At 69.0% G+C, this 11,722-nt stretch carries 11 protein-coding genes and 1 pseudogene; 11 read left to right on the forward strand and 1 reads right to left on the reverse strand.

Features of this window, described 5'->3' with window-relative positions; translation table 11 throughout:
* From AVHM3334_RS13270 to AVHM3334_RS13310, 9 genes and pseudogenes are all read left to right on the forward strand, one after another.
* Window positions 1-124 (forward strand): annotated as a pseudogene (locus tag AVHM3334_RS13270) (IS630 family transposase); the annotation flags it as partial.
* Window positions 125-173: 49 nt separating this feature from the next.
* Window positions 174-1,184: an ABC transporter ATP-binding protein gene (locus tag AVHM3334_RS13275; RefSeq protein WP_502869906.1), complete on the forward strand. Its 1,011-nt coding sequence runs from the start codon at window positions 174-176 to the stop codon at window positions 1,182-1,184.
* Window positions 1,181-2,089, forward strand: coding sequence for an ABC transporter permease (locus tag AVHM3334_RS13280; RefSeq protein ID WP_284412952.1), 909 nt, complete (start codon window positions 1,181-1,183; stop codon window positions 2,087-2,089). The genes AVHM3334_RS13275 and AVHM3334_RS13280 overlap by 4 nt, the downstream gene beginning before the upstream one ends.
* A gap of 98 nt (window positions 2,090-2,187) precedes the next feature.
* On the forward strand, window positions 2,188-2,382 hold the full coding sequence (locus tag AVHM3334_RS13285; RefSeq protein ID WP_272549218.1) for a DUF2905 domain-containing protein: 195 nt from the start codon (window positions 2,188-2,190) through the stop codon (window positions 2,380-2,382).
* A 92-nt stretch (window positions 2,383-2,474) separates the two neighbouring features.
* The gene (locus AVHM3334_RS13290) at window positions 2,475-3,377 is read left to right on the forward strand and encodes an amino acid ABC transporter substrate-binding protein (RefSeq protein ID WP_284412954.1); all 903 of its coding nucleotides are present in this window, start codon (window positions 2,475-2,477) and stop codon (window positions 3,375-3,377) included.
* Window positions 3,378-3,547: 170 nt separating this feature from the next.
* Window positions 3,548-4,483, forward strand: coding sequence for an ROK family protein (locus AVHM3334_RS13295; protein ID WP_284412956.1), 936 nt, complete (start codon window positions 3,548-3,550; stop codon window positions 4,481-4,483).
* A 43-nt stretch (window positions 4,484-4,526) separates the two neighbouring features.
* The gene (gene dapF, locus AVHM3334_RS13300) at window positions 4,527-5,405 is read left to right on the forward strand and encodes a diaminopimelate epimerase (protein WP_284412958.1); all 879 of its coding nucleotides are present in this window, start codon (window positions 4,527-4,529) and stop codon (window positions 5,403-5,405) included.
* Window positions 5,406-5,407: 2 nt separating this feature from the next.
* Window positions 5,408-6,100 carry a DUF484 family protein gene (locus AVHM3334_RS13305; protein ID WP_284413079.1) on the forward strand — a complete coding sequence of 231 codons (693 nt, stop codon included), beginning with the start codon at window positions 5,408-5,410 and terminating at the stop codon, window positions 6,098-6,100.
* Window positions 6,101-6,316: 216 nt separating this feature from the next.
* Complete coding sequence (locus AVHM3334_RS13310) at window positions 6,317-7,258, forward strand: tyrosine recombinase XerC (protein ID WP_284413081.1); 942 nt, start codon at window positions 6,317-6,319, stop codon at window positions 7,256-7,258.
* Between the two features lie 62 nt (window positions 7,259-7,320).
* On the opposite strand, the gene AVHM3334_RS13315 is transcribed toward AVHM3334_RS13310, so the two are convergent.
* A complete protein-coding gene (locus tag AVHM3334_RS13315; RefSeq protein WP_284412960.1) occupies window positions 7,321-8,925 on the reverse strand; it encodes a methyl-accepting chemotaxis protein in 1,605 nt (534 codons plus the stop codon).
* A 237-nt stretch (window positions 8,926-9,162) separates the two neighbouring features.
* Between AVHM3334_RS13315 and AVHM3334_RS13320 the strand changes: the two genes are divergently transcribed.
* Both AVHM3334_RS13320 and AVHM3334_RS13325 read left to right on the forward strand, forming a co-directional pair.
* Window positions 9,163-10,350, forward strand: a complete 1,188-nt coding sequence (locus tag AVHM3334_RS13320; protein WP_284412962.1) for a class I SAM-dependent rRNA methyltransferase — start codon at window positions 9,163-9,165, stop codon at window positions 10,348-10,350.
* 169 nt (window positions 10,351-10,519) lie between these two features.
* Complete coding sequence (locus tag AVHM3334_RS13325; protein ID WP_284412964.1) at window positions 10,520-11,602, forward strand: CobW family GTP-binding protein; 1,083 nt, start codon at window positions 10,520-10,522, stop codon at window positions 11,600-11,602.
* The last annotated feature ends 120 nt before the right edge of the window (window positions 11,603-11,722 follow it).

An 11,722-nucleotide genomic window follows, 5' to 3' on the forward strand; every position in this document is an offset into this window, starting at 1 on the left:
ATTGCGAAAGGGGGAGAAGCTCAAGGAGCGTGTGGATGCGCAGTTGCAGTCGGTGGCTGAAGATCCTGCACTCATCAGGTCATTCTTCAGACACCCATCTGTCGCCTATATTTCTGACTTGTGAGTATTTCTTCGAAGACGCCCACACCGCGGGCGGCAGCTGACGCCACGCCATGCGGTTCCGATCCCTGAACCCCGCGCTCATGGAGCGCCTGGACCCCGAAACCGGCGCGGCCGGGGGCGGCGATTCCGCGCTGCCGGCACCTTCTGCAAGCCCGCTGGGGGCTGAGGCCGTGCCCCCTGCGCTGCTGCGGGTGGAAGGCGTGAGCATCGACTACCGCACGCGCGACACCGCCGTGCGCGCCACGCACCGGGTCGATTTCAGCGTGCACGCGGCCGACCGTTTCGTGCTGCTGGGCGCGTCGGGCTGCGGCAAATCGACCTTGCTCAAGGCCATCGCGGGCTTCATCGCGCCGAGCGAGGGCCGCATCGTGCTCGACGGCCAGCCCGTCACGCGGCCGGGCCCTGACCGCGTGGTGGTGTTTCAGGAGTTCGACCAATTGCCGCCCTGGAAGACCGTGCGCGAGAACGTGATGTTTCCGCTGCTGGCCGCGCGCCGTGCCAGCCGGGCGGAAGCCGCGGAGCGCGCGGCGCTGTACCTGGACAAGGTCGGGCTCACGAAGTTCGCCGACGCCCATCCGCACCAGCTGTCGGGCGGCATGAAGCAGCGCGTGGCCATCGCCCGTGCCCTGGCCATGCAGCCGCGCGTGCTGCTGATGGACGAGCCCTTCGCGGCGCTGGATGCGCTCACGCGCCGCCGCATGCAGGAAGAGCTGCTGGGCCTGTGGGACGAGTTCCGCTTCACGCTGATCTTCGTCACCCATTCGATCGAAGAGGCGCTGGTGGTGGGCAACCGCATCGCCATCCTGTCCCCGCACCCGGGCCGGCTGCGTGCCGAGGTCAATTGCCACCAGTTCGGGCTGCACAGCCTGGGCGGCGCCGCGTTCCAGGCCACGGCCCAGCGCATCCACCGGCTGCTGTTCGACGAGGCCGCACCCGGTGAAGGCGGCGGTGCCGCCGGCTCGGCCGGGCCCGTGCAAGCAAAGGTGCAGGCGCACGAACGGGCCGTGGCTTCGCCGTCCCTGCGCCCGGCCGGGGCCTTGCCGTTTCAGATATCCGTATGACCGCTGCCCTGACCCCTCCCGTGGACACGGTGCTGCGCGCGCGGCCCGAGCCGCCCGTGCGCCCCGAATTCGAAGGCCCGCTCGCGCCCCTGGCCGGCATCGCGCCGGAGCAGCCGCTGCCTCCCTTTGCGAGATTCTGGCAGCACAGTGCCGTGCGGCGCCTGGCCATCCTGGCGGTGCTCGCGGTGCTGTGGGAAGCGCTGGCGCGCTGGCAGAACAACGATCTGCTGCTGCCCACGTTCCTGCAGACTGCACGGGCGCTGGGCGAAGGGCTGGCGTCGGGCGAGCTGCTTGCTAAGGCGGCCATCTCGCTGTCGGTGCTGCTCAAGGGCTATCTGGCCGGCATCGCGGGGGCCTTCGTGCTCACCACGCTGGCCGTGTCCACGCAGTTCGGGCGCGATCTGCTGTCCACGCTCACGTCCATGTTCAACCCGTTGCCCGCGATCGCGCTGCTGCCGCTGGCGCTGCTGTGGTTCGGCCTGGGGCAGGGCAGCCTGGTGTTCGTGCTGGTTCACTCGGTGCTGTGGCCGCTGTCGCTGGCCACCTACGCCGGGTTTCAGGGCGTGCCGGAAACCCTGCGCATGGCCGGGCGCAACTACGGGCTCACGGGAATCCGCTACGTGCTGCAGATCCTCGTGCCTGCGGCGCTGCCGTCCATTCTTTCCGGGCTGAAGATCGGCTGGGCCTTTGCCTGGCGCACGCTGATCGCGGCCGAACTGGTGTTCGGCGCCTCGTCGGGCAAGGGCGGGCTCGGCTGGTACATCTTTCAAAACCGCAACGAGCTCTACACCGACAAGGTGTTCGCGGGGCTTGCGCTCGTGATCCTCATCGGGCTCTTGGTGGAGACGCTGGGCTTTCACACGCTGGAGCGGCTGACCGTGCGGCGCTGGGGCGTGCAGCGCTGAAAAATGGGCCGGGGCAGGCCGCGCTCGCGGCGCACCCATCCGCCGGCCAGGGCCAATCGCGGGGCTGCGATCCGCGGCAAGCCCTAAACTCCCAGCCCATGTTTCGCTGGCTGATCGTCGTTTTTCTCGCGCTGGTGCTGATCAATGGCCTCACGCCGTTGCTGCAGCGCCTGGGAATGGGCCGGTTGCCGGGAGACTTCCGGTTCAGGCTGTTCGGCCGGGAGTGGTTCATTCCGCTCACCAGCACCCTGTTGCTCAGCGCCCTGGCCAGCCTGATCGCCAAATGGGTGTGAGGCCTCCACGCGCCTGTCACCAAACCTCCATCTGCCCTTGCCACACTGGGCGCGCCCGATGTCCCGGCCGCCCCTTTGAAAGTCGTTTTTCCATGTTCCGCTCCATCGCCCGGCTGCTGCCGCTGCTCGCCTGCGCCCTCGTGCCGTTGTCCGCCTCCGCCCAGGTGCCTGCCAACACGCTGCAACGCATTCAGGAAACCCATTCCATCACCCTGGGCGTGCGCGAAGCGGCTTGGCCGTTTTCGTTCCTGGACGACAAGAAGGCCCCCGCCGGTTATTCCGTCGACCTGTGCCTGGCGGCCGTGGAAGAGATCAAGCACACGCTCAAGCTCAAGGAGCTGGACGTGAAATACAAGGTGGTGAGCGGCACGGAACGCATTCCCAAGCTGGAAGCCGGCGAGATCGACCTCGAATGCGGCTCCACCACCAACACCAAGGCGCGCCAGGACCGTGTGGCGTTCAGCAACACCGTCTTCGTGGCGGGCATCCGCGTTCTCGTGCCCAAGGGCGTCAAGATGGATGCGCTGCAGGACCTGGCCGGGCTGCCCGTGGCGGTGAGCAAGGGCACGACGTCCGAGAAGCTCCTGACCCAGCTCGCCGTCAATGAGGTGAAGATGCAGCTCAAGGTGTTCGCCTCCGACACCGAGGCCTACAAGGCCTTCCAGGACGGCACCGTGCGCGCCTATGCCAACGACGATTCGCTGCTGCTCGGCATGGCCGCCAAGAACAAGGCCGCGGACAAGGTGGATCTCAGCAAGTTCGTGCTGTCGGTGGAGCCCTACGCCATCATGATGCGCAAGGGCGACACCGAGCTGGGCGCCGTGGTGGACCGCACGCTGAACCGCCTGTTTTCCAGCCGCGAGATCGATCCGCTGTACAAGAAGTGGTTCGCCAACGACCAGTTCAACCTGCCCATGGCCCGCCTGAGCCGCGAGAGCTTCAGCCGCCCGAACAAGGAACCCGGCGTGGCGATGGTCCTGGGCTACTCCATCTGACCCTGCAGCCCGCAGCGCCGGTGGGCGGCACTGGCCTACATCGCCGTGCGGCCTTGGCGCCGATACTGCCGGGCATCGCCCCCGCCGCTGACGCCGCCCCAGCCGCACTGGCGCGGCGGTTGGCCGGCGCAGGCCCCGCACACGACAGATACCAGATAAGCGAGGTGGAGATGAGAGCATGCATTGACATCGGCGGCACCAAGATCGCCGTCGCCCTGGCCCCCGCGGGCACCGGACTGGCCGAACTGGTGGCCCGCCGCACCGAGCCCACGGCAAAGACCGGTGCCCCCGATGCCCTCGCGCGGCAGGCCCTGCGCATGGTGGACGAAGCCTGCGCCGAGGTCGGCATCACCCGCGCGCAGCTGCAGTCCACCGGCGTTTCCGCCTGCGGCCCCTTCGCGCTGCGCGACGGCCAGGTGGAGCTGGCCACCCCCAACATCTGCGGCGGTCTGGCCGGCCCCGGGCGCGAGGCAACCAACGACTGGACGCAGATTCCCATCCAGGCACCGCTTGCGGCTGCCCTGGGCGTGGTGCACGCGCAAAACGATGCCGTGGCCGCCTTGCTGGCCGAGCGCCGCTGGGGCGCGCTGCAGGGCCTGGACCACTGCGCCTATGTGACCTGGAGCACCGGCGTGGGCGTGGGCCTGTGCGTGGATGGCCGGGTGCTGCGCGGCAAGAGCGGCAACGCCGGCCACGCGGGCCACAGCTTTTCCAGCGACGGGCCGGGCGATGCGATGTGCGGCTGCGGCAACGTGGGCGATGTGGAGTCGCTCGTGGCCGGTAACTCGATGCCGCGCCGGTTCGGCCGCGATGCCGAGCAACTGGTGGACGCCGCCAAGCGGGGCGATGCCGCCGCGCACGCCGCCGTCGCGGGCATGTGCCGGGTGCTGGGCCGCATGCTCTACAACCTGGTGGCCACGCTGGACCTGCAGCGCATCAGCATCGGTGGCAGCGTGTTCCTTCACCACCAGGACTACCTGCTCCCGCCCCTGCAGGCCGAGGTGTCGGCGCACCTGCCGGCGCTCACGGCCGGCGTGCAGCTGGTGCCGGCCGGGCTGGGGCTGCGGGTGGGCGACTACGCGGCGCTGGCCGTGGCCAGCGGCTGAACCGTTACATCGCGGGCCGGCATGGCGACGATAATCCGGCCCCATGCACATCCGCTTCACCAAGATGCAGGGCGCGGGCAACGATTTCGTCGTGATCGATGAAACGCAGGGCCGCCTCGGCCTGACCGCCGCGCAATACCGTTTCCTGGGCGACCGCCACTTCGGCGTGGGCGCCGACCAGATCCTCACCGTCCGTCCCTCGCCCGCCGAGGGCATCGACTTCGAATACCTGATCCACAACGCCGACGGCGGCGAGGTGGAGCAGTGCGGCAACGGCGCCCGCTGCTTCGCCCGCTTCGTGCGCGACAAGGGGCTCACCGACAAAGACCGCATCCGCGTGCGCACGCGGTCCGGCGACATCGCCCCCGAACTCACGCCCGACGGGCGCGTGACGGTGGACATGGGCTGCCCCGTGTTCGACCCCGTGCGCGTGCCGTTCGACACGGCCGGCCTCGTGCCGGTCCCGCAGGGTTCAGGGCAAAAATGGCCTCTGGCGCATGATCCAGTAGGGGGTATTGCTATTACTTTGGTAGCGGTCGCCTCCATGGGCAATCCGCATGCGGTGCAGCTGGTGGACGACGTGGACACCGCGCCCGTCGCCCAGGCCGGCCCCCTCATCGAGCGCCACGCGCGCTTTGCACAGCGCGTGAACGCCGGCTTCCTTCAAATCGTGGACCGCACCCATGTGCGCCTGCGCGTGTACGAGCGCGGTGCCGGCGAGACGCTGGCCTGCGGCACGGGGGCCTGCGCCGCCGTGGCCAGCGGCATCCGCCTGGGGCTGCTCGACGCGCGCGTGGACGTGCAGGCGCGCGGCGGCCTCCTCACCATCGCCTGGAACGGCGGCGACACGGACCCGGTCTTCATGACCGGCCCCGCCACGACCGTTTTCGAAGGCCAGATCGACATTCCCGACGCACCATGACCATGTCCCCAAGCAGCACCCAGGTTCCTCCCATCACCGAAGACGACATCGCCGAGTTCCTGGCGCAGACGCCGGGCTTTTTCGAGCGCCACGCCGAAGTGCTGGCCAGCGTGCAGATCACCAGCCCCCATGGCCAGCGCGCCGTGAGCCTGCAGGAGCGCCAGGCCGAGATGCTGCGCGAGAAGATCAAGGGCCTGGAGCAGCGCATCATGGAAATGGTGCGCAACAGCAATGAAAACGCCGCCATCGCCCAGAAGATCCACCGCTGGACGCGCGAACTGGCCGAGGCCCGCAACCCATCCAGCCTGCCTTTCGTGGTCGAGGAGGGCATTCGCCGCCTGTTCGACGTGCCGCAGGCCGCGCTGCGGCTGTGGGACGTGGCCCCCACCTATGCCGGCGCCGACTACGCGCAGGGCGCCAGCGCCGATGCGCGCGCCTTCGCCTCGTCGCTCACCATGCCGTTCTGCGGCCCCAACCTGGGCTTCGAGCCCACGGCCTGGCTGCCCGATGCCGGGCAGGTGCAGTCGCTGGCCCTGCTGCCGCTGCGAGAAGGCGCCATCGACAGCACGGCGCCCGCTTTCGGCCTGCTCGTGCTCGGCTCGCCCGACCCGCTGCGCTTCGATGCGTCCATGGGCACCGACTTTCTGGCGCGCATGGCCGAACTGGCCAGCGGCGCACTCTCGCGGCTGCGCTGAAACCGGGGCCTATGCCGCCCCTGCCGCCATCGCCACCGCCGGCACTTTGCGACGATTTTCGACGACTTGCCCGCCATGACTGACGACACGGTGCCCGCCGACCCGGCCGCAACGCCACAGGCCGGCCATCCGGCCGATGCGACGCAGGCGGCCGGTGCTGCCGATACTGCGGCCAGCCCGCCCGACGGTGCTCCCGCCCCGCCGCCCCCCGACCCGATGGTGCTGCGCTATCTGGAACATGTGCGGGTCGAAAAGCGCCTGGCCGCGCGCACCCTTGCGCTTTACACGCTGGACCTGGAAAAGCTCGCCCGCTTTGCCGAGGGTGCGGGCGTGCCGCTGCTGCGCCTCACGACTGGGCACATCCGCCGCTTCGTCGCGCTGATGCACAGCGGCGGGCGCAGCGGGCGCGGCATCGCACTCATCCTCTCGGGCTGGCGCGGCTTTTTCACCTGGGCCGGGCAGCAGGGCCTCGTGCCGCACAACCCCGTGCAGGGCGTGCGTGCGCCGCGCGCGCCCAAGCCGCTGCCCAAGGCCCTTGCCGTGGACGATGCCGTGCGCCTGGCCGAGTTCGAGCACGCCGGCGGAGACCCCTGGCTGGAGGCGCGCGACGCTGCCATGGTGGAACTGCTCTATGGCTGCGGGTTGCGCGTGGGTGAACTGGCGGGGCTGGATGCCGTGGCCGGGCCCGACACCCAGCGCCAGGGCCGCGGCTGGATCGATCTGGAGGGCGGCGACGCCCATGTGTTCGGCAAAGGCGCAAAGCGCCGCAGCGTGCCCGTGGGGCCTGCGGCGCTGGCCGCGCTGCAGACCTGGCTGGCCCAGCGCCCGCAACCCTTCGGCGGTGCGGCGTCGGCCCGGCTGGACGCTGCGCTGTTCGTGGGCCAGCGCGGCCGGCGGCTCACCGCGCAATCGATCTGGCTGCGCCTGCGCCAGCGCAGCCAGCAGGCGGGGCTGACCACGCCGGTGCACCCGCACATGCTGCGCCACTCGTTCGCCAGCCACCTGCTGCAATCGAGCGGCGACCTGCGGGCCGTGCAGGAGCTGCTCGGCCACGCCAACATCACCACCACGCAGGTCTATACGCGGCTCGACTTCCAGCACCTGGCCAAGGTGTACGACGCGGCCCACCCCCGGGCGCGCAAGAAATCCACGGATTGACCGGATCGGGCGGCCTAGGGGCGAGTCCTGAACGGGGCTTGACCGAAGCCTGAACCGGTCGTTTAACCCTGCAGCAGCCGCAGCGAGACGTGCGGGTGGGCCAGGGCGGGGCGGTGCGGCAGCTTGAAGGCGGCGACCGCCCCGAGCAGGTCGCGTGCGCGGCTGCTCAGGGCCGACGCGGCGGCGGCCATCTCTTCCACCATGGCGGCGTTGTGCTGGGTGGTCTGGTCCATCTGCGTCACGGCCCCGTTGATCTGGTCCACGCCTTCGCTCTGCTCGCGGCTGGCGGCGGTGATCTCTCCCACCAGCCCCGTCAGGCCGCCGATGCTGCTCACCACGCTGCCCATGGTCTGGCCCGCGCGGTCCACCAACGCCGTGCCCGCGTTCACCCGTTCCACGCTGGCGGTGATGAGGCCCTTGATCTCGCCGGCGGCCTGTGCGGCGCGCTGCGCCAGGTGCCGCACTTCTCCCGCCACCACCGCGAAGCCGCGGCCTTCGGAACCGGCGCGCGCCGCTTCCACCGCGGCATTGAGCGCGAGGATGTTGGTCTGGAAGGCGATGGCGTCGATCACCCCGGTGATGTCCGCGATCTTGCGGCTGCTGTCGTTGATGCCGCGCATGGTCTGTATCACGTCGGTTACCACCGCGCCGCCTTCGCGCGCCACGGCGCAGGCGTTCTGTGCGAGCTGGTCTGCCTGCCGTGCGCTGTCGGCGTTGTGGCGCACGGTGGCGCTCAGCTGCTCCATGGACGCCGCGGTCTGCTGCAGTGCGCCGGCCTGGCCTTCGGTGCGCGCCGAGAGGTCGCCATTGCCCTGGGCGATCTGCGATGCGGCGGCCGAGACGCTTTCGGCGCTTTCGTGGATGGCGGACACCACGGCGGCCAGGTGGTCGCGCATGTGGCGCAACTGCGCCATCAGGCTGGTGTCGTCACCCGGGGCGAGTGCGATGGCCACCGTCAGGTCGCCCTGCGCCACGCTGCGCGCCAGGGCTGCGGCCACGGCGGGTTCGGCGCCCAGCTCGCGCAGGATGCTGCGCGCCACCAGGTAGCCCAGGCCCAGCGCAGCCAGCACGCCCGCGGCCACCGCCGCCACGATGCCCAGGCGCGTTTTAGCGAAGGCCTCTTCCGCGTTTTCGTAGTCGGCGTACGCCGTGTCCAGCTGCACTTGCGTGAGCGACGACAGCACGGTCTGCAGCGGGTCGAGCGCCGGGTACATCTCGCGCGCGGCGAATGCGGTCAGGCCCGCGATGTCGCCGGCCTGAAGCAGGCTTTCCAGCCGCGCCACGGCGGCGTCGGCCGCCACCTGCAGCGGGCGGAATTGCGCGACCAGCCGGCGCTCCTCGCCGATCAGCCGGGTGGACAGGTAGGCCGACCATTGCGCATCGATGTCCTTGCGCGCGCTGGCGATCGACTCCAGCCCCTGCTGCGGCGTCATGGCGCCGTCGCGCACCTTGTGGGCGGTGTCGACCACGTTCACGGCGTACGCGTCGGCCACGATCTTGATCTGCTTGAGCGGCACGACCCGGTCGTGATAGACCGAGACGAGCGCTGCGTTGGAGCCCGCCATGCCCAGCAGGCCGGCCGTGCCGGCCCCCGCGGCGAGCAGGCACAAAAGCGCGAGAAGAAGGGCCAGGCGGGTGGCGACCTTGAGAGGACCGAAGTGCAGCATGTGGATGTTTCTCCCGAAATTATTGAAATGGATCTGGTGCGAACGCTGGCAGCAGCGCTCCAACAGCGGCTCCGGCAGGGGTGCTGGAGGCTGAACGGATCGTATAAAGATGTGAGCGGATGTTTCTCAACAATGCTCAAATGTTGCTTGGCGTCCTCGCCTGCGGCCTGGGTTTCACCTGCGGGCCGATGGCCGATTTCGCCGGGAAGGGCCTTGGGGCATCGCACAATCGCGGGCATGAAAACCCTTCGCCTTCGCCCTGGCAAGGAGCGCTCGCTCCTGCGCCGCCACCCCTGGATCTTCGAATCGGCCATCGCCAAAGGCGGGGGCGACAGCGGCGAGACGGTGCGGGTCGAGTCGCACGAAGGCCAGTTCCTTGCCTGGGCGGCCTTCAGCCCCACCTCCCGCATCCGCGCCCGGGTGTGGAGCTTCGACGAAGCCCAGCGCATCGATGCTCCTTTTTTAATAGCTAAGGTCCGGCGTTCCATATGCGCCAGAGGCCGATTCGGCATTGAAAGCGACGGCGTGCGCCTGGTGCATGGCGAGTCCGACGGCCTGCCCGGCCTGATCGTGGACCGCTACGGCGACACGCTGGTGGCGCAATTCACCAGCGCCGGCACCGAGCGCTGGAAGGCCGAGATCGCCGATGCATTGCTCCAGGAAACCGGCCTGGCCCGCCTGTATGAACGCTCCGACGCCAGCGTGCGCGGCCTGGAGGGCCTGGAGCCCGCCACCGGCTGGCTGCGCGGCGAGGGCGAGACGGGCCTGGAAATCCGCGAGCACGAATGGCGCCTGACGCTGGACATCGCCGAGGGGCACAAGACCGGCTTCTATCTCGACCAGCGCGACAGCCGCAAGCGTTTTGCGGATGCCACGCGGCGCCTGGGCTTTCAGCGCGTGCTCAATTGCTACTGCTACACGGGCGGCTTCACCGTGGCGGCGCTGGCGGGCGGGGCCGGGCAGGTGACCTCGATCGATTCCTCGGGCCCCGCGCTGGAGCGCGCCCGGGCGCACGTGGCCCTCAACGGGTTCGACGCCGGCCGCGCGGACTTTCTCGATGCCGACGTGAACGCCTCGCTGCGGCAATTCCTGAAGGACGGCCGCACCTTCGACGCCATCGTGCTCGATCCGCCCAAGTTCGCCCCCACCGCTGCGCACGCCGACCGCGCCGCGCGGGCCTACAAGGACATCAACCGCCTGGCGCTGCAACTGCTGGAGCCGGGCGGCATGCTCTACACGTTCTCGTGCTCGGGGGGCATCAGCGCCGATCTGTTCCACAAGATCGTCGCCTCGGCCGGTGCCGATGCGGGGGTGGACGGCTTCATCCTGGAGCGCCTGGGCGGCGCACCCGACCATCCGATGACGCTGGAGTTTCCCGAGGGCGAATACCTCAAGGGCCTGGCCGTGATGCGCAAGCCGGCCTGAAGCCCTCCCTTGCGCCAGGGTGGAGCGGCGGCACCGGGTGTGGGGCTTGACAGCTTCGCTAAACTTCTTTCATGCCCATGGAGCGGCCGCTCCGCCCGCTCCCCGATCCCCAAATTCCGCCGCGCTCCGCCACACCTCGGCCCCGGCGGCCTTTCCCTGAAAGCCTTCCATGTCCCTCATTCCCGCCACCATCCTCACCGGCTTCCTGGGCTCGGGCAAGACCACGCTGCTCAAGCGCCTGCTGTCCGAGGCCCACGGCCAGAAGATCGCCGTGATCGAAAACGAATTCGGCGAAGAGAACATCGACAACGACATCCTGGTGACCGAATCCAAGGAGCAGATCGTGCAGATGAGCAACGGCTGCATCTGCTGCACCATCCGCGAAGACCTGCGCGAGACGCTGCAATTGCTGGCCGCCAAGAAGCGCCAGGGCCTGCTCGAATTCGACCGCATCGTGATCGAAACCACCGGCCTGGCCGACCCCGGCCCCGTGGCGCAGACCTTCTTCATGGACGAAGAGATCGCAGAGACGTACCTCATCGATTCCATCATCACCCTGGTGGACGCCAAGCACGCGCCCCAGCAGCTCAACGACCGCCAGGAGGCGCGCCGCCAGGTGGGGTTCGCCGACCAGATATTCCTGTCCAAGACCGATCTGGTGGGCAAGGAAGAGACCGACGCCCTGATCCACCGCCTCAAGCACATGAACCCGCGCGCGCCCATCAAGGCCGTGCATTTCGGCGAAGTGCCGCTGGCCGAGGTGCTGGACCTGCGCGGCTTCAACCTGAACGCCAAGCTGGACATCGACCCCGAGTTCCTCAAGGAAGACGACCACGGCCACGGGCATGACCACGACCATGGCCACCAGGACCACGACCATGAACACGGCGAGCACTGCGACCATCCCTCGCACCAGCACGGCGAGAACCACGGGCGCCACCATCACCACGACGACGATGTGAAGAGCTTCGTCTACCGTGCCGAGCGGCCCTTCGATCCCGCCAAGCTGGAGGACTTCCTGGGCGCCATCGTCAACATCTACGGCCCGCGCATGCTGCGCTACAAGGGCGTGCTGAACATGAAGGGCACCGAGCGCAAGGTGATCTTCCAGGGCGTGCACCAGTTGATGGGCAGCGACCTGGGGCCGCAGTGGGCCGAGGACGAGCCGCGTTTGAGCAAGATGGTTTTCATCGGCCTGGACCTGCCCAAGGACATCTTCCTGCAGGGCCTCGAACAATGTCTGGCCGAGTAGGACGAAGCCCCTTTCGGCGCTTGCCGCGCGGGCTTGTGTGATATCTGCCACTTTCCAGTGCGCGACGCCCCTGGATCGATACAATCGCGCCCCGGTAAAACGCCGGAAGGCCTGCTACTG

It is taken from the genome of Acidovorax sp. SUPP3334 (assembly GCF_030159055.1).
In the GTDB taxonomy this organism is placed as follows: domain Bacteria; phylum Pseudomonadota; class Gammaproteobacteria; order Burkholderiales; family Burkholderiaceae_C; genus Paracidovorax.

Coding starts and splice junctions, on each gene's coding strand:
- AVHM3334_RS13295 (WP_284412956.1), top strand. CDS start 3,548: ATGAGAGCATGCATTGACATCGGCGGCACCAAGATCGCCGTCGCCCTG.
- AVHM3334_RS13325 (WP_284412964.1), top strand. CDS start 10,520: ATGTCCCTCATTCCCGCCACCATCCTCACCGGCTTCCTGGGCTCGGGC.
- AVHM3334_RS13275 (WP_502869906.1), top strand. CDS start 174: ATGCGGTTCCGATCCCTGAACCCCGCGCTCATGGAGCGCCTGGACCCC.
- dapF (WP_284412958.1), top strand. CDS start 4,527: ATGCACATCCGCTTCACCAAGATGCAGGGCGCGGGCAACGATTTCGTC.
- AVHM3334_RS13320 (WP_284412962.1), top strand. CDS start 9,163: ATGAAAACCCTTCGCCTTCGCCCTGGCAAGGAGCGCTCGCTCCTGCGC.
- AVHM3334_RS13280 (WP_284412952.1), top strand. CDS start 1,181: ATGACCGCTGCCCTGACCCCTCCCGTGGACACGGTGCTGCGCGCGCGG.
- AVHM3334_RS13310 (WP_284413081.1), top strand. CDS start 6,317: ATGGTGCTGCGCTATCTGGAACATGTGCGGGTCGAAAAGCGCCTGGCC.
- AVHM3334_RS13290 (WP_284412954.1), top strand. CDS start 2,475: ATGTTCCGCTCCATCGCCCGGCTGCTGCCGCTGCTCGCCTGCGCCCTC.
- AVHM3334_RS13305 (WP_284413079.1), top strand. CDS start 5,408: ATGTCCCCAAGCAGCACCCAGGTTCCTCCCATCACCGAAGACGACATC.
- AVHM3334_RS13285 (WP_272549218.1), top strand. CDS start 2,188: ATGTTTCGCTGGCTGATCGTCGTTTTTCTCGCGCTGGTGCTGATCAAT.
- AVHM3334_RS13315 (WP_284412960.1), bottom strand. CDS start 8,925: ATGCTGCACTTCGGTCCTCTCAAGGTCGCCACCCGCCTGGCCCTTCTT.